The sequence below is a fragment of the Holzapfeliella saturejae genome, assembly GCF_037546065.1.
Lineage (GTDB): Bacteria > Bacillota > Bacilli > Lactobacillales > Lactobacillaceae > Holzapfeliella > Holzapfeliella saturejae.
Genome location: NZ_JAWMWG010000001.1, coordinates 434,432 through 453,034, shown reverse-complemented (window position 1 = coordinate 453,034; position 18,603 = coordinate 434,432). Strand labels below are relative to the sequence as shown.

The 18,603-nt window shown below is 34.5% G+C and carries 13 protein-coding genes; 2 read left to right on the top strand and 11 right to left on the bottom strand.

What is annotated here, in order from left to right; genetic code table 11:
• Positions 1 to 262: 262 nt before the first annotated feature.
• Complete coding sequence (locus R4Y45_RS02120; RefSeq protein WP_339968806.1) at positions 263 to 1,318, top strand: AEC family transporter; 1,056 nt, start codon at positions 263 to 265, stop codon at positions 1,316 to 1,318.
• Between the two features lie 16 nt (positions 1,319 to 1,334).
• The gene (locus R4Y45_RS02115; RefSeq protein WP_339968804.1) at positions 1,335 to 2,345 is read left to right on the top strand and encodes an NAD(P)-dependent oxidoreductase; all 1,011 of its coding nucleotides are present in this window, start codon (positions 1,335 to 1,337) and stop codon (positions 2,343 to 2,345) included.
• A 41-nt stretch (positions 2,346 to 2,386) separates the two neighbouring features.
• On the opposite strand, the gene R4Y45_RS02110 is transcribed toward R4Y45_RS02115, so the two are convergent.
• From R4Y45_RS02110 to R4Y45_RS02060, 11 genes are all read right to left on the bottom strand, one after another.
• Entirely contained in the window at positions 2,387 to 2,779 is a 393-nt protein-coding gene (locus R4Y45_RS02110) for a DUF1093 domain-containing protein (protein ID WP_339968802.1), read from the bottom strand.
• 98 nt (positions 2,780 to 2,877) lie between these two features.
• Positions 2,878 to 3,564, bottom strand: a complete 687-nt coding sequence (locus tag R4Y45_RS02105; protein ID WP_339968800.1) for a 2,3-diphosphoglycerate-dependent phosphoglycerate mutase — start codon at positions 3,562 to 3,564, stop codon at positions 2,878 to 2,880.
• A 92-nt stretch (positions 3,565 to 3,656) separates the two neighbouring features.
• Complete coding sequence (locus tag R4Y45_RS02100; protein WP_339968798.1) at positions 3,657 to 5,048, bottom strand: MFS transporter; 1,392 nt, start codon at positions 5,046 to 5,048, stop codon at positions 3,657 to 3,659.
• Positions 5,049 to 5,330: 282 nt separating this feature from the next.
• On the bottom strand, positions 5,331 to 6,407 hold the full coding sequence (locus R4Y45_RS02095) for a DUF3324 domain-containing protein (protein WP_339968796.1): 1,077 nt from the start codon (positions 6,405 to 6,407) through the stop codon (positions 5,331 to 5,333).
• A gap of 48 nt (positions 6,408 to 6,455) precedes the next feature.
• Positions 6,456 to 10,430, bottom strand: coding sequence for a pectate lyase-like adhesive domain-containing protein (locus R4Y45_RS02090; RefSeq protein WP_339968794.1), 3,975 nt, complete (start codon positions 10,428 to 10,430; stop codon positions 6,456 to 6,458).
• Positions 10,431 to 10,633: 203 nt separating this feature from the next.
• Complete coding sequence (locus R4Y45_RS02085) at positions 10,634 to 11,395, bottom strand: WxL domain-containing protein (RefSeq protein WP_339968792.1); 762 nt, start codon at positions 11,393 to 11,395, stop codon at positions 10,634 to 10,636.
• A gap of 125 nt (positions 11,396 to 11,520) precedes the next feature.
• Positions 11,521 to 12,264, bottom strand: a complete 744-nt coding sequence (locus R4Y45_RS02080) for an amino acid ABC transporter ATP-binding protein (RefSeq protein ID WP_339968790.1) — start codon at positions 12,262 to 12,264, stop codon at positions 11,521 to 11,523.
• Entirely contained in the window at positions 12,264 to 13,721 is a 1,458-nt protein-coding gene (locus R4Y45_RS02075) for an ABC transporter substrate-binding protein/permease (RefSeq protein WP_339968788.1), read from the bottom strand. The genes R4Y45_RS02080 and R4Y45_RS02075 overlap by 1 nt, the downstream gene beginning before the upstream one ends.
• 237 nt (positions 13,722 to 13,958) lie before the next feature.
• Positions 13,959 to 16,919 carry a peptidoglycan recognition protein family protein gene (locus R4Y45_RS02070; protein WP_339968786.1) on the bottom strand — a complete coding sequence of 987 codons (2,961 nt, stop codon included), beginning with the start codon at positions 16,917 to 16,919 and terminating at the stop codon, positions 13,959 to 13,961.
• Positions 16,920 to 17,040: 121 nt separating this feature from the next.
• On the bottom strand, positions 17,041 to 17,514 hold the full coding sequence (locus R4Y45_RS02065; protein ID WP_339968784.1) for a sigma-70 RNA polymerase sigma factor region 4 domain-containing protein: 474 nt from the start codon (positions 17,512 to 17,514) through the stop codon (positions 17,041 to 17,043).
• 185 nt (positions 17,515 to 17,699) lie between these two features.
• Positions 17,700 to 18,521: a type 2 periplasmic-binding domain-containing protein gene (locus R4Y45_RS02060; RefSeq protein ID WP_339968782.1), complete on the bottom strand. Its 822-nt coding sequence runs from the start codon at positions 18,519 to 18,521 to the stop codon at positions 17,700 to 17,702.
• Between the last annotated feature and the right edge of the window lie 82 nt (positions 18,522 to 18,603).

Below are 18,603 nucleotides of genomic sequence, written 5' to 3'. Positions count from 1 at the left end.
TTAGATAGGTCTCAACAATAATTGTAAAAACCATTTTTACAATTATAACATATATTTTTTAATAATTTAATTTGAAAAGTGGTAGGAACCACTTTGATAAATGGACCGCTAAAATGCAGACCAAAAATGTGATTTAACTTAAAAAATAGCCAAAAAACGCACTTTTTTTCGTGTTTTAGTAAATAATTAACGACAACTAAAGATTTGGGTTGCTATAATACCGCTTGTCATAAACAAAAAATTATTGGAGGCTATTTTCACAATGTGGAAATCTTTATCTGAAACACTGACTAATATGAATGTCATTAGTGCTGTTTCCTCAACTATCTTTATTATTATGTTAGGATTTTTCTTGCGTCGCAAAAACATCCTAACAGATCAAGTAGGTAAAACCCTATCTAAAGTCGTTTTAACGGTTGCTTTGCCAGCACTTGCGTTTAACTCTTTTATGCAAAATATTGATGGCAAAACGCTCAGCCAAGGGATGAATGTTCTAATTTGGGGAATTTTAATTTACATATTATTAATTCTTGCATCCCCATTGCTTTACAAAAAACTTCCTAAAGACAAAGAAGAAGTTTTAGCTGTTTTAACCACATTTGGTTCAACAACTTTCTTTGGTATTCCAATTGTTGGTGCCGTTTGGGGAGCTAAAGGTGTCATGTACAGTTCAATTTTTAACATTGGTTACCGCATCTTTTTATATTCTTATGCCTATATCAAATTATCTGGCTTAAAATTAGAAATGAAAAATGTAAAACAAATGTTTTTAAATCCTGTTGTGATTGCAACATTCCTGGGACTTTTCTTATGGTTAGCTCAAGATTTGGTCCCTCACGTTTCTGTTTTACAAAGTTCAACTAAACAAACGGTTGATGTGGCTTTTTATCGAATTGATTTAACTGCACCTTGGATTTACAAACCGCTAACTTACCTAGCCAACTTAGCTTCACCACTAGCATGGCTTGCAATTGGGATTACCTTAGGTTCAATTCCATTTAAGGAAGCGGCCAGTGACAAACTTTCTTGGTACTACTCTTTTAACAAAGTTGTTTTAGTTCCATTATTCAACTTAGCCTTACTTGCATTATTAACCATGACTCATATTTTACCTGTGGATAATGTGGCATTAGCTACTGTAATTGTGATGATGGCAACACCAACTGCAACAGTTGCTGCTGCTTATGCCATTGGCTTTGATCGTGATGCATTGCTCACCTCAAATGCTTCTCTTATTTCCACTTTTAGTGCCGTGATTGCAATTCCGATTTGGATTGTGATTTTGAACTTAATTGCCCAAACCCCTATTTTTAACTAGAAAGCAGGATTTTTAGATGACTTTTAGAATTGGTTGTTACGGTGTTCATTCTTATGAAGCCCCTTACTTTGAAAACTTAAATAAATATAATTACGATTTGAAATTACTACCAGAATTTTTAACTCACGATAACATTGACTTAATTGAAGATTGTGATGCTGTTTTACTTCGTGGAAACTGTATTGCTGATCGCCAAAATCTAAGTAAAATGGCAGAATACGGGATTAAACTCGTGTTCACAAGAACCGTTGGATTTGACCATATTGACTTAGATGCCGCAGCAGAATTTGGGATGAAAGTCACACGTGTTCCTGGATACTCACCTCGCTCTGTTGCCGAACTAGCTTTTACACAAGCTATGATGCTTTTCCGTCATACTGCTTTAGCAACAAATCGCACTTCTCAAAAACAATTCAAAGTAACGCCTGAATTCTTTAGTCCTGAAATTCATGAAAGTACAGTTGGAATTATTGGGATGGGTAATATCGGATATGCTGAGGCTAAAATGTGGAAAGCACTAGGTGCACGTGTGTTAGCTTATGATTTGAGTGTTAAAGAATTTTCACTTGATACGGTTGAAAAATTTGTCAGTCTTGAAGAACTTGCACAAGAATGTGACATTATCTCAATCCATGCCCCTTATGTTCGAGGCAAGAATGAACAGATGATTAGCCGTGATATTATTAATCAAATGAAGCCAACTGGCATCTTAATTAATACAGCTCGTGGTGAGTTAGTTGACCATGATGCCGTTATTGATGCTTTAAAAGAAAATTGTCTAGGTGGATTTGCAGCCGATGTATTGGTTGATGAAAGCCAAGTATTTGGCCATAACTTTGACCCTTCTGAAAAACTACCTAATGAAACAATCACAGAGCTAACTAACCTTTATCCTAAAGCTATTATCACACCTCATATGGGATCCTTAACTAAGCCCGCTCTTGAAGGTATGATTACCACAAGTTTTGAAAACTTCCACTTAGCTTTAACTGAAGATAGCTATCCTAATGAAGTGATTAAGAAATAAAAAAGAAGCCTTTGAAATATTAATTTCAAAAGGCTTTTTTATTAGTTTAATTTATTAATTACTGATTGTGGCACTTGTGATTTTTCAATCAATGTTGTGTTATTAACACGTGTTTTTGATAATTCACCTTTAACATACTGACCAACAGCATAAGGAATATTATCTTTATTAGTACTTTTTACAGAAAAATCAGTATCTTGTGTTGTCCCATTTTCAAAAACAAAGGTTACCTTATAGTTATAGCTGTAAATTTGTTTATTATTACTATCGGCTACTAGTTGGCCTTTGCTATCTTTTTCTGCTTCCATAGTTGGGGCTTGTTTGATTACGGCGTAAGCATTTTCACTCTTATAAGTATCGTTATAATACTTGAATGAGAAACCGCCTCCTACAATAATTACCACTAGAACAATAATTCCGATAATTTTTTTCATAATTCTTTTCCCTTTCAAAATAAAAAAACTCTTGATAATCTTACGATATCAAGAGTTTTTTGTCAGCTAAACTGATTGATTTTAACAAATAATTAAAATTAAAGTTTAACTTTGTTTGTGATTTGTAGATCACGGTCTAAGTCGTAAACCACTGGTTGACCTGTAGCCATTTCAACATCCATGATGTCTTCATCTGAAATGTTTTCAATGTATTTTGTTAAAGCACGTAGTGAGTTACCGTGAGCTGCAACAATAACATTTTTACCAGCACGTAGATCTTTAGCAATGTGGTCTTCCCAGAAAGGAATTGCACGTTCTAAAGTAACTTTCAAGTTTTCTCCACCAGGGATAGTACGTGGGTCAAGGTCAGCGTAACGACGGTCGTTTGCTGCTGAACCTTCATCATCTGCACTCAATAGTGGAGGTAGTGTATCGTATGAACGACGCCAGATGTGAACTTGGTCTTCACCGTATTTGTCAGCTGTTTCTTTTTTGTCCATACCTTGTAACGCACCGTAGTGACGTTCGTTTAGGCGCCATGATTTAACTTCTGGTACCCAAAGTTGGCCTGATTCTTCTAGTGCAAAGTGTAAAGTTTTGATAGCACGAGTTAAAACTGATGTGTAAGCTTGATCGAATTCGATACCTGCTTCTTTAAGTTTACGTCCTGCTGCTTTAGCTTCTTCAACACCTTGTTCTGATAGGTTAACGTCTTCCCAACCAGTAAATAGGTTTTTTAGGTTCCATTCACTTTGTCCGTGACGGATGAATACTAATTTTGCCATGATTGATTTCTCCTTCGCAATTGTGTTATTACATCTTTATTTTACACTGAAAGCGCTTAGATTTCAAAAGTTACTGGCAGTTTTTAATTGAATTATGCATTTGATTTGGCATTCGTTGTCCAAATCATCACAACTTGAATAAGAGTTAGTACTAATAGGAACATTAAAGCATACATTGACCCCTGACTTGTCGCAACTGTTTCACTATTAGAACTCGCTTGAATCGTTGAATCAATAATAGTTGAAACAATAACTGTAGCAATCGCACCTGAAAACTGTTGAACAGTTGTCAAAATAGCATTACCATCGGCTTTCATCTCACCGGGTAAGTAACTTAATCCTTGAGTCATGATATTACCGTATGAAAGTCCTACGCCTAACATGATAATCGTGTATAAAATTGTGATGAACATATCACTTAAATTATAGGCAAAAATACTTAAAATTAGTAAAGGAATAATTGTTAAAATAACACCCGTTACAATTGGTTTTTTTGCACCTAGACGATCAAGTAAAATACCCGAGATAGGTGACATCACAGCCCCTAAAACAGCGCCCGGTAGTAAAATCAAGCCTGCTACTGTTGAATTACTGTGGTTAACTAATTGAACATAGTTTGGCACGATAAAAGCTAATCCCAATGTGACGAACTGAGTCACAAAGAAGCCAAATACATATTTTGCAAAAGATTTATTGGTTAAACTTTTAACATTTAAAAGAGGTGACGCTTGGTTGTTTTGTCGTGTAACAAAAAAGAATAATGAAACAACTCCTATCGCCACAGGTAAAATAACGGATAAACTAATTAAGCTATTGTGACTAATATTACTAATTCCTAAAATTAGGCCAGTAAATGTTAACACAATTAAGATAAAGCTAGTTATATCAAATCGTTCAGCTGGTTCAGAAACTGTATTTAGTTTACCTATTGTGGATAACCCTAGAACCAATGAAATAATTAACACTGGAATTAATAAGATGAAGATGTATCTCCATCCTAGTGTACTTAAAACAACACCACCAAAAGTAGGCCCAACAGCTGAAGCAGAGGCTGTAATTAAAGAGCCAATCCCCATCATAAAACCTAATCTTTCTTTTGGTACATTTTCTAAGATAATATTAAACATCAATGGTAAAGCAATACCGGTTCCAATTCCTTGAACAAAACGACCAGCTAACAATATCCAAAAATTAGGGGCAAAAATATCTAGTAGTAACCCCAAGATAAATAGAATATTGGCTGTCATAAATAAATTTCGCGTTTGAAACTTATTCTTCAAAAACTTAGAAAGCGGGATAATACTTGATAAAACAAGTAAATAAATCGTAGTCATCCACTGTACTGTACTAATTCCGATATTAAACTCTGAAATTAGTGTGGGGAAAGTGATACTCATCGAAGTCTCTACAACTACCCCACTAAACGTCATGACACCTGCAGCTAAAATAGCTAGTATTACATTAATAGATAATTTTTTATTCATTAATAATCATTATTTCTTCTCCTATAAAATCTCAATAATTACAGAATCAGCCACGACAATTCGTTACAGCCAGGATTCCCTCCTTCTTATTTAGTTTAAACGCGATTGGTTCAGTTAAATATAAGATTAACATTATTTACAATAAATTAGTTATCAAAAATTTACGGTTAAATAAATATTATTTGAATAAAAATAGGCCTAAAATTGATTAGGGCTAAACAATTAACTGACAAATATTATAATTATTTAAGTAACAAGTTCTTCTGAATGATTTCAATATTGTTAGTCTCTAGTTGACTCTTCATCGTCTTCTTTTCTTCTCTTCCAAATAATAAATATGAATAGTAAGGCTAAAAGAAGCAATAATAATATTATCAATAAACATAACCAAAAGACTAAACTAACTCCTGTTTCCTTGTTTACATCTTGCTCGTTCGTCCCTTTATAGTTTTCATCATTAATCGAAAAATCTTTATTCCAAGTCCATTTTTGATTAGATTTTTTAGAAGTCATCTCACCACTTATATTGTAATTTCCAGGTTTCAAAGCACCGTTACTTAACGGGATAGTTAAGTCAAATTGGCTAATAGGAGCTACCTGGCCAAGACTGGTATCATAACTTTCAATCACGTTTCCATTTTGATTTTTGAGTATACTATGAGTTGATACTTGTGAAATCATAGCAGGATTCATATTTTGTAAAGTGGTTTTTAAAACTGGATGATAATCATCGACAGCTTGTTTGACATCTGCTAGACGAACATCACCTGTCGTATTAATTTTTTCATTACTGCGCAATTGTATAGCCAATGCATATCGATATCTATTTTTTATTCCTACACCTTCGTTATTTTGATGACCACTAGAGTCCTGCATAAACTCAGGATCTTGCGAAATTGCTACCCCACCTAAAACTACACCTTCTAAAGCTTCTTTAGGATAATTTAGTTTGAAGTCCACTTTTACTGTTGAGTTGCCCGGTACGGACACTTTCTTTGTAGACTCACTTGAGCTAATCATTTCAGAAATCTTAGGTGACTTAATCAGGTGATTATCTGTTTTATAGTAGTCAATGCTAAGTCCATTACTAGTGGTAGCATTAGATAACTCTATAATAAAATGCTGTTCTTTAGATGACTTATTGCCAACATTAAAAGATACCGTTTGACTAGTCTGTGGGGAAATCAGTAAATCTAAGTAACTGGCATCTCGACTTGATGATAATTGATTACTTGGGTGAATAGCTTCAATGCTAAAGGGTATCTCAGCAGATTCATCTGCAGCTTGTACAATAGTATTACTAAAAACTACAGATAAAAGTAGCAAGGTAAGCATCAAAAATATTTGTTTAATTTTCATAAAAATATTCCTCTCAGTAAAATTATAGGATGTAGTGTAGCGTTCACTTTATTGTGGAGAACTTGTTATAGTCCAAGTCGCAACAGATTCGTATTCTCGAGAATTAGGAATTTTTAAAACACGTATCTTCAACCCATCTTCTGGACTGATAGATATATTGGAATTACCATCTTGTATAACTGATTGATTATAATATGGTATAGACTCACCGGTACTGTATGAAGAACCATTTAAAATATATGATACAGGTAAACTTTCTTGATAACTATTTTTAAATTCAGAAAAAGAAACAGATATATTAACTTTTGACACATTTTCAGAATAGTATCTAAAGTTTTGATCATCTTGTGTTTGAATATCTTGATTTATATAATCTTTATTACTATTCTCGAAATTTAAATTTGGAGCTGCTACCAACATTAACTTAGCATTTATAATTGGCTGTACATATCTTTGAACTTGTACTTTTTTCCCTGACTCAATATCAAATCCTGTAGCTGTTATTGTATCCCCTGATGCTAATTTATTTGTTTGGCTTAAAGTCTGTAAATATTTATTACTATTATCGGTTTGTATAACGTATCTCATAGTATCTAGTATATCAGGCTGTATATTAATACCTCTTGGTAAAATACTTTGTTTATTAGAACTACTAAAATCAACGTAAGCAGGTCTATTTGTTGTACCACTTAACCTCTTAGAACGTACATCGTTTTTATCAGAAGTCAATCCATCCAAAGTTATAGATAAATCAGGATAACCCTCAAACAGTATACGACTGAAATTTTGAGACCTGTATTGCGAAGTCAAACTATTAACATCTAACTTAGGGCCTCCACTTACATTGACGGATCTAACATTATTTCTACTGTAGATTGGGTATAATTTGTACACTGACTCCCATAAATAATCTGGCATATTAGAAGAATTTAAAGTATTCCATGCTGATATTTTAGTATTCTCAACTTTGAATCCGTTAGATGATGAACTAATTAAATTTACTTTAGATGGATTATCCATTTCTTGAACATTAAAATCTATTTTATGCGCATCATTAGCAACAAAATCACCAGTATTTAACATAGTGGTATTAGATTTAGTAGATGCCGCGGTAGGGTTGGTATTACCAGTTAAATTCATTGTAAAAATACCTTTACTTCCTATACGAATTTTAGCATTTGGTGCATCAATAACGTTAGAAGAATAATATCGGTTGTAATTTCCTGAAATATTTATTTCACCATAACTCCCTACTTGAATAGTCGAACTAGCTGACGGCATAGATATCACATCACCTGTCGATGTTGATCCCTTTGGATCATTAAGATGAATATTTAATTTAGCAGAATTAGATACATTAACAGAGCTTGGCTTACTACCTACAAAATTCATTACAGGATTAATAGCATCAGTTTTTGAGTAGAGATTTAATTCTGAATTTTTTCCTAAGTTAACACTTCCTGCAACATGTAATAATGCGTCTGTATATCCTGTACCATTTACTAATTTACCTGTTTTAGGCACAGAATATAAATTAACTTTAGCATTTTTCCCTAGAGACATTATCCCGGGAACTGATGAATCATCTACTAAATATATAACATCAGAGTTAACAGCTGTTCCTGTATATGACACACCTTCTAAAAATTCAATCAGACCTGCTTCAATATTTTCTTGCCCGGATCCCTCAGAATAATATGTTTGATTATCTATTGGCGAAGTATAGGAAGAAACGCTATCGACTTTAACTTCCCCTGAAAATCTTACAGATTGATATAGAGAAGAAGTCAGCTGTGAACCCTTATAGGTAACGTTATTATATGTTAAATCTCCTTTCCCAACTCCGTAATTACGACCCCATGAGTCAAACAAACCAAAGTACGATTGGCCATACATGTTTAAATCATTAACTTGAATATGCCTGGACATGTTATCGGGAATGTTATTGTCGTTATAAAAGTTAGCGTTTCTAAGGTCTATCATGTTTTTTCCACCGTATATGGTTAGTGTCTTATTAGGAATAAACATTCTTCCGCCACCTATTGTTTTAAACGAATCCATAGCAAAACTAGCTTTAATATTAATTCTATCCACGCTAGCATTCATCATGGCAGATATTAAATCATCTGAATTATACACATCTCTACTGTTTTCTAAATCTGATTGGTTTCCGTTATTAGACTGAGAAAAATTAAGTTCTTGATAGAATGCTGGATTAAAATTTGATACAAAGCTTGTTTTTGTTGACTCAGATACAGAATCAACAGACATAAATTGATTTGATGAACTAGACATAGTTAAAGCTGCATAAGTATCTGAACTTGAAACGGCTTGATTAACATTTGGGAATGATACTTTATTTAAATGCTTCCAAACTAAATCTCCCCACTCAGGGCTCGTAAATTTAATTGAGGTCACACCCCTGGGATCTTTATTGTTATTACCATAATTTGCCATAACATCTTGGTTTGTAAATTCTAAATTACTACTAAATCCAAAATTTATAAGCGTTGATTTACTATTTGGAGTGGTTAACTTAAAAGATACATTTTTAGAATTATTTAATGTTAACTGACCGTTAGAGCCAAAAGATAGCAAAGTAGAATTAACCGTATTGTCTACATTAGAAGTGATGGATACATTCGCATTAGGACTAATTATAAACGAATTATTGGAACCAAATGCTAATGCATTAGTATACCTAGTACTGTCTCCGTAACTGGGGTTATCATAATTAACGTTTAACTTAAAGTTAACATAGTCTTTAATATTGAACGTGGAATTATTACCAAGTGTAATCCCATTATTCGACGTAATTCTCCAACTACTAATTGAATTAACATAAGCTTGTACGTTAAAGTTACTGTTTTGTTCTAGCTGAATACTTGAATTATTTCCCATCAAAATAATGCTAGAGGAAGAAACTGCACTATTTTTTTTAATATTGGTTGTGTCTATATTAAAATACCCATCTGATTTAACTGTCAAAGAGGAACCTTGTCCTGACATATTGATAACACTATCAGGTGTGGACGAGTCATTATTTAAATTTGTACTGAAAACACCGCTTTCATTCACTGTAAAGTTAGCATTACTTCCTGTCATATTCACAACATTTGTTCCAGATGTCCGTCCTGATTGATTAATAAGCAAGTGACCATTTATAGTAACACTAGAATTACTTAAAGACCCTAAATCAATTAAACTTTGTGCACTTGTTAAGGTACTTTGTGAATTAATTGTTACAATGGCGTCTTTATCAACTATCAAATTACTAGTCTGTAAATAACCATAGCTAGGATTACCTGATAAGTTAAACGTTGTGTTGTTATATATTTCAGTTTCAAATTGCGGTGCCCACTGGATCTGAGCTCCATTGTAATTAACATTATCATAAATTATTTTCCCACTTCCAAAGTTAGGGTTGGTTTTGTTGGTATTGATACCATAAGCTGCGAACATACCATACATAGGAACATTATTTACAGTTGTGTTTTTTAAAGCAAACGTTACATTTTTATTAGCAGGAATCGAACCATAGCCATCGAGACTTATTCTAGCTCTATTATTTAAATCTATCTGATAGCCATTACCATCTATCGTTAAATCACGTACTGCTGAAGTACTTGGAAGAATCATATTAGCTGTTCGACTACCTGTAGCAGATATACTGTTTTTTAACTTAATGTAGCTTACATTTTTATTTCTAACAGCATCTTCAAATTCGCTCCAATTAGAAACTGAGGTAATATTTTTTAACTCTAAGTTTTGAATCTTTAGTGAATTATTTTTCTTGATATATGGTTCAAAACCACTATTCGGAACATATGATTGATTATATGATATAGGCTTTTCTTCTATAGACTGTGGTATGTTGTTACTACTATTTGCAACTATATTATTTTCACTAGACATAGATGATAACGAATTTAAGTAATCCGCATTAACCAATCCGCTTCTTCTACTAATTAAGATGAAAAATAGCACGAGAACGGGCAATAGTATTGCACCAAATTTTTTCATAAAAACTCTCCTCAAAATTCAGAACTAATATAAATAACAAAGTATTTTCATAATAAGCGTTTTTACCTTACCTTTTGTGCTAGTTAATTTTATAGATTTACTCAAAAAAATAGATTTGACTTACGAATAAGCCAAATCTAAACTAATTGAAATAAATTATTAATACTTTAACAAAATATAATTTAACTTATTAAATGGTTGTCCTACACCGTAGGTCCCGCAGAAAGTGTCCATGTAACATTTGCTGAGTAAGCGTTACCTTTAATGGCAGTACCACCTGGAACAGTTAATGTTATGTTCGCTGGATCAAGAAACTGGAGCCAAGTTCCCATACCTTGTCTGTTGGAGGCAGTCATGATATTTTGAGAATTTTCACTCAATTTTATTGAGCTACTAAATCCTGTCGGAGCATCTGAAACACTACCATAACCAGCTGTCGGAGCATTTTTTGGAGAAATTTTAACTTCTGCACCTCTTAAATTTTCTTGCGGATTACCTGAAGCTTGTGAATTAGTAAATTTTGAAATATTAGCATTCAAAGTCCAACCTTGGCCATTTCCTCGTCTATCTGTAACTTGAACAAAAGGCTTATGATTTCTTGTTTGTCCATCATCATAAACAGCGTCTTGTAGTGAGTAAGTTTTACTTTCATTAGAGATCGTCCCTACACCAAAATCAAAAGCTGGTGCAAAATCAATACTTAAAGGACCCGCACTATTTGTTCCAGGATTACCTGGATCACCTGGGTCAGGATTACCAGGACCTGGATTAGGTTCACCAGGATTATCTGGGTTGACAGGTTTTGTAGAATCTGTTGGATCTTGTGATTCTTGCTTGAATTTTAATGTAGCTTTTGTTTGTGCACTTCCAGCATCCTCAGCGGCATTAACGCCAGTAGAAGTAACTGTTGCTGTGAAAATACTTGCAAGTGCTAATGTTGATATTAAAAAATTTTTCTTATTCATAATTATCCCCTTTCAATATTTCATGACTACTAAATTATACGTTAGTATTATATTTTGGTCAAATTTTGTACTCATAAATAGATAATATATACTTGACATTTACTTTTTCAATAACAATTAATTCCTTATAAAACTTTTGATAAAAAGTCTTGTGTTCGTTTATGTTGTGGATGATCAAAGATTTGTTCAGGTGTTCCCTGTTCAATAATGTGTCCTTGATCAAAGAATAGCACGTGATCTGCCACTTCTTTAGCAAATCCCATTTCGTGAGTAACCACAAGCATGGTCATTCCTTCTTTAGCCACGTCTTTCATAACGCCTAAAACATCGCCAACCATTTCAGGATCTAACGCACTTGTTGGTTCATCAAAAAGCATCACATCTGGGTTCATCACAAGTGAACGCGCAATTGCGACACGTTGTTTTTGTCCACCTGATAGTGAGTCAACTTTGACTTCTGCTTTGTCACTTAGACCCACACGTTTTAAGTATTGACGCGCTTTCTTTTCAGCTTCTTCTTGACTCATTAAGCCAAGTTCTCTTGGTGCTAGAGTCAAATTGTCAATCACGTTTAAGTTATTAAATAAGTTAAAGTGTTGAAATACCATACCGATTTTTTCACGGACTTTATTGATATCAGTTTCTTTACTATTTAAATCATGACCATCAATATTAATATTACCACCAGTTGGTTCTTCTAAATGGTTTAGCATTCTTAAAAAGGTACTCTTACCTGATCCAGAAGGTCCAATAATAACCATAACCTGGTTACGTTTAACGTCTAAATCAACGCCTTTAATGACGTGATTATCACCATAACTTTTTTGTAAGTCACGAACTTTAATAATGTTTTCGGTTTTTTTAGCCATTATTTGTTCAACCTTCTTTCTACGTATTTAGAAGCCCATGTTAACAAGGTAATAATCACTAAGTAAATAAGTGCAATGATTGCCCAAACTTTGAACCCTTCAAGGTTTCTAGCAATAATGATTTTACCTGTTTGGGTTAATTCAACTAATCCAATAATTGATAAGATTGAAGTATCTTTCAATGTGATGATGAATTGGTTGATAAATGATGGAATAATTAACTTAATTCCTTGTGGTAGCACAACTCGTCTCATCGCTTTCCCAAATGGTAATCCAAGTGAACGTGCTGCTTCCATTTGTCCTTTATCAACAGACTTAATTCCTCCTGCAATAAAGGCTGCAGTATAAGCCCCTTCATTAAACATTAAGGTAATAATTCCGGCAACAACAGCGGGAATTCTAACCCCTGTTAAACTTGGAATACCTGTATAAATGAACAATGCTAAAACTAGCAATGGTAAACCACGGAAAATGTAAATCACTGTTGTTGAAATACCATTTAAAATTTTACTTGGGACAACGCCCATCAAACCAAAGATAATCCCAAAGATGGTCGCAAAGAAAATCGCCATCACGGTTAGAATCATGGTTTGTTTTAACCCTTCCATTAAAGAAGAACCATTAACTTTTAATAGGCCGCTCCAACTACTTTCGTCGCTCTTTTGTTGACGTTGGTTGTTCATCGCTTCTTCACCAACATATTTCGCAACGATTTGATCGTATGTACCGTTTTGTTTTAATTTTTCAAGACCTTGATTAAAAGCATTTAATAAGTCTTGGTTTTGACCTTTTTTAACTGAGAATCCATAAGGATCATTTGATAAGGTTTCTGATGCAATTTGAAGAGCTGTTCCTTGGTTAATCGCATAAGAAACAACGGACATATCTTCAAAAACACCAGCAGAGTTCCCTGTGATAACATCTTGATACATTGAGTTACTGTCATCAAAGTTCACAATTTGGTAACCGTATTTTTCAGCATTTTCAGTTGCATATTTGGCACCTGAAGTTCCGGTTTTAACTGCGACACGCTTACCTTTAGCGTCTTCAATCGATTTGATTTCACTACCTTTGGCAGAAGCAAAAACAATTCCACTATGATAGTAAGGTGTACTAAAGTCCATCTTGTTCTTACGTTCGTTTGTAATTGTTGTTCCCGCAATCATACCGTCAACTTGACCCGTATCAAGAGCTTGAACAGCAGCACTAAATCCTAGTGGTAAGATTTTGACTTCAAAACCTTCCTCTTCAGCAATTGCTTTCATTAAGTCAATATCAATCCCCACGTATTGACCATCTGTACTATTTGCAAATTCAAACGGCGGGAAAGTGACATCTGTACCAATTTGGTAAACTTTCTTTTCTGCCGCATTAACTGATGCATGTTGTGGCGTTACAAGTGCAATTGATATTACTGATACAATCGCTGCAAGTATTGCTACGATGCTTTTCTTCATAAAAATCCCTCTCACCTTTTCCAATATATTTTCTAATATACCATAAAAAAGTTGTCTTATGTTAACAAAATAACAGATAGACCAATTTTATCATATTCCGAAAATCTACTAATTATAATTATTCATTATTAAATCCTATCCCAAATCTCTCAAAAAAAAAATCATTTTTGTCAGAAAACCTAACATCAACCCCTATAAAAAAAGCAAAACCTTAATTGGTTTTGCTTTTAAACGAGTTTAGTTTGTTAAGTTGGCATATTGTGCATCAATCCATTGACCAGTACCTACACAGTACCAAACACGGCCATCAGCTGTTGTTTGTTTTTGGAAGATTTGCCATTGTGAGCCATGTGGTAAGTAACGTCCTTCAATTGTTGAAGAAGCTGGTTTATCCCAGATTGCAATTGAAGCATTAGGGTAGTTAATCGTTACGATACCGCTCATTGATGTTGTTGCTTGTTGTGATGAGTTTGTATTAGTGTTCAATGACACACCTTGTGAACTAATCCAAGCAAGTGGTGATTGGCCATCTGATACTAAGTAGTACGTTTGGTTATTGTAAGTTGCTTTTTTAATGACTGAGTTAGCATTTTGTAGATTTTGACTTAATCCGCCTTCTACCATACCTTCAGCCATTAAATAGTAAATCTTGTAGTTAGATTGAATAGTTGCTGATTGATTCACATCACTCATTGTATATTGACTAGCAGTTGGTTTTGCATTGCTATTCGTATTTGCATTAAAGGATACTGCTGCTTCAGGTACCCAAGCAAGTGGAGACTGACCATCTGATACTAAATAGTAAGTTTGATTATTGTAACTTGCTTTTGCAGTCACTTGTTTAGCTAAGTTAACAAATTGTGAAGAACCACCTGCATCCACAAAACTATCCATCAAGTAGTAAGCATTTTGGTTACCTTTCAAGGTAATATTTTGCGGTGTTACTTGTGAAACTGATGGTTTTTGAGGTGTTGTATTGGTTGTGGTATTGAAGTTCACACCTGCTTCAGCTACCCAAACTAGTGGAGATTGACCATCTGATACTAGGTAGTAGGTTTTTGAGTCAATTTGTGCTTTTTTAACAACACGTTTAGCTGAAGAAACAGATTGCGTTAGCATCCCTGAATCCACTAATCCTGAATCCATCATATAGTAAGTTTTGTAGTTACTATTCAATGAAGCCGCTTGATCCACATCTGAATAAGTTGGTTTATTATTTTGAGGTTGTGGCGCTGGCGTTGCTTTTTGAGAAACAGCGTCTGCTGATACCCAAACAACTGGTGTTCCTGCACTATCAGCTAATAAATAGTAGGTCTTGTTAGCATAAGTTGCTTTTTGAGTTACCTGAGTTGCACTGAATTCTTGGCTCTTTTGACCAGCGTCACTAAAGCTGTTGTTTACCAAGTAATAAGCTGGTTGGTTTGATGCAACTTGAATATTACTCATGCTAAAACTAGTGATTGATGGTTTTTCAGGTTGTGGTGTTGGAGCCGGCGTATTACTTTGAAGTGTCACACCACTTTCAGCAATCCAAGCAATCGGTGTTGCACCATTACCTACTAAGTAGTAAGTTTGACCTTCTAATGTGGCTTTTTGAAGCACACGATTAATGCCTGTTAACTGACTTGAGTTACCGGCATTAGTGAAGCCGTTACTTGTTAGGTAGTAAGTATTGTAACCACCTTTGATTGTGGCATTACTTGTGAAATCTGAAAGAACGGGTTTAGGTCTTGCTTTTAAAGATACACCATTGCTATTAACCCAAGCTAATGGACTGCCTTGGCTGTTTGATAGTAAGTAGTAAGTTTGACCGTTGTAGGTTGCTTTTTGTGTGATTTGAGAAATATCACTCAATGCATTTGAATATCCTGCATTACCAAAGCCTGTTCCTGTTAGGTAGTAAACAGGTTGATTCCCATTAACTGTCACGGGACTGTTAAAGTTTGACACTTCAGGTTTAACAACTGAAATACTGCTATCACTAACCCAGCCATAGTTTTGACCATTTAAAGTTGCTAAGTAGTAGGTCTTACCTGATTTTGTTACTGCTTTAGTTGTTAGGGTTAATGTTGCTTGGTTAGTTGCTGAAGTTGTTGACTTGTACCCTTCGTCTGTGTATTGGTAAATGGGTTGTCCTGCATTAATTGTACCTAATAAACTTGTACCAGTTTGAGACGTAATTGGATCTTGGTTTTTGATGTATTCAACTAAATCAGCATCTTTAATCCAAGTAAATGGCACATTGCTACTGTTTTTAAGTAGTGAGTAGGTTTCACCGTTGTAAGTCGCTTTGGTATTCGTTGAATAAATTTGACCGTTAGCTAAAGTTGACGCTGGTGATGATTGGTTAAATTTATTGTCTGAAGATAAACTATATAGGTAACCTGATGTCCCTGATTTAACTGTGTATTGTTTTTCTGTTGCACCATATTGTGAAACTGTATTAGATGGTGTTGGTGTAGGCTCAGGCTTTGGTGATTGTGAAGAAGTATTGCCACCTAGAGCTTGATACTTTTGGTTAACAAGGTCAATAAATTGATCCATGCTATAACCATAGCTGTTAAAGTAAGCGACAGGGTCAGTATGGTTTGTTCCTCCTAAGAACTTAGAAACCGCATTATGTGACCAAACTGTTCCTGCACCATCGTATTCTGCACTATCCACAGGTAAGTTATAAGTTTTGAGTAAACTTGCCACATAGTAAGCATCGTTATTCACAGAACGTGCAAAGCCATCAAACGTTTTTTCACGAACTAACTCAATTTGAATGTAACGTTTGTTTGCAACTGCACCAGCACCCCAAACGCTACGACTTGGGTTGTGAATTTGGATAACTTGTGACTTATCTACAAAAGCATGAACGTAAGCGCCAATATCATCCCAGTTATTCTTCATATAGGACACTTCATTATAGATTGTTGAAGTTGGGTTGGCTGTTTCGTGAATCACAACCCCTTCAGGGCGACCGTAACGATAAGTCCCATCAGAAGTGAATGTAGAAGGCGAAATATTAATAGCTGGATTGGCAAATCCTTTCGCTTTAATATAGTCATTAACTTGAGAAGTTGCTGCTTGTACAACTTGTGATTGATTATTTTCTTGATTATTATTGAAATTATTCTGCACAGCTAAAGATAAGGTTAGTGCTAGAGATGATGCACTCACTAGCTTTAGCATTTTCTTATTAGTTGATTTCATTTAAAGATGTTTCCTCCATCATGAGCTTTTCAAAAATTAGTCTCGATACTATTAAATTAACATTTAACCTGTTGAGACTCAATACAGTTGGCGGTTTTGTAATACAATTGAAAACTAACAGCTAATTATTCGTTAGTTGTTGTCTCAATTCTTGTTTCAGGCGTTGTAAATATTTAGTTGAAACTGCTTCTTGCTTGGCTAAATCTCGCATCGAGTAGCCTGAATCAAAAATCGCAATGAGTCGTTGTTTATCTTGCGACTTAAATGACAACTGATTAATAACGTCAGCAATCTTAAATTGACTATTTTCTTCAAATAATCCCCACTGCTCTTCTGTTGTCATAACTTCAACACTTTGTCTCATCTGTTTTCTTAGTTGATCTATTGCCTGCCACTTAATCTTTTGAAAAGCGAGTTGATTAATCTTAGTGAGCTCTTCTTGCGCATGGTACTTTTTGTAAACTTTAGCGTAATTAATCATGCCCTCTTGGACAAAATCTTGGTAATCCATCCGATAATGGTAAATGCCGGCAGCTTTAATTGCGCCATGTATCACTCGGCTATTAAGTAGTGCTTGGTTGAATGCTTGTTCCATATTGTGACCTCTTCATCTAAAAGTTGCCACAAGCGCTTGTGGTAGTCTTAGAATACAAGAAGCAAGTCAGCATTTCCTCCGCTTACTTGTACCACTTAACCCGCATTAAACCAGCATTTAGTCTCTTACCAAAACCACCACGACCTAGAACAGTACACCTGGTACTCCCTCACTAGCGGGCAAAATTACCATAAATAAAGTTTAGATTTTAGGCGATAATCAATCAATTGTAACCATTCTCGTTCTTCAATAATCAAATCATATTCTTTTTTGAGCAACTGATAGGCAACCTTCAAGGCTTCATCTTTCATTAGCGTACAAAAAAAGACTGTTTTTTCCGTACTTCTTGGAAATAACAGTCGATAATGGTGCAAAATATAGTCATCGTTGAATGCTAAGGAACGTTTAACGAAGTTATCCCTTGGTGCAAATAATAATCCACGCTCATCTAAAAATAGGCGCAGAATTTGGTGAGCAAAAGCCGACATCGAAACCGATTCGTTCACGAATTTATGAACCACAGCAAATAAACCTTGAAAACGAAAGTCTAATCCAACAAGTGACTTAAACAAAACTAAACGCTGATTATCACTCATGTCTAAAATATGATGTAATCCGACCCAATCTGTCACTTGCTTGGCATAGCCCTTTAATGAAAAGAACGTGTAGGTGCCGCAACAAAAGGTATGTAAATGTGAGGCTTTAAAGTAGCGTCTTAAATATCGATCATGCAAGAAGTTCAACGTCCCTGACTTCACAAAATCGTTCATTAGTTGTCTAGTTGAGGCTTTAACCCCGATAACCCCATGATCCAAATCAAAAATAATTGTTTTCACTCCTGAAAATATCGGCGCATCAAAAAATGAGTACATAGCAATCACTTTTTCTGAAAGTACGTGACTATCTTTAAACTCAATCTGTTGTCTTGCTTCCTCCGTTTGCAAAAACTCGTGTGAGATGATTTTTCCTTTAAAAAATTCTAATGCTGGATGCGACTTAATTTTCATTTTTCTCTCCTTATATTATAATAATTTAAGATTAGCATAATATATAGGTAATGCGTACTATTATTTTGCGACAAAATAAAAA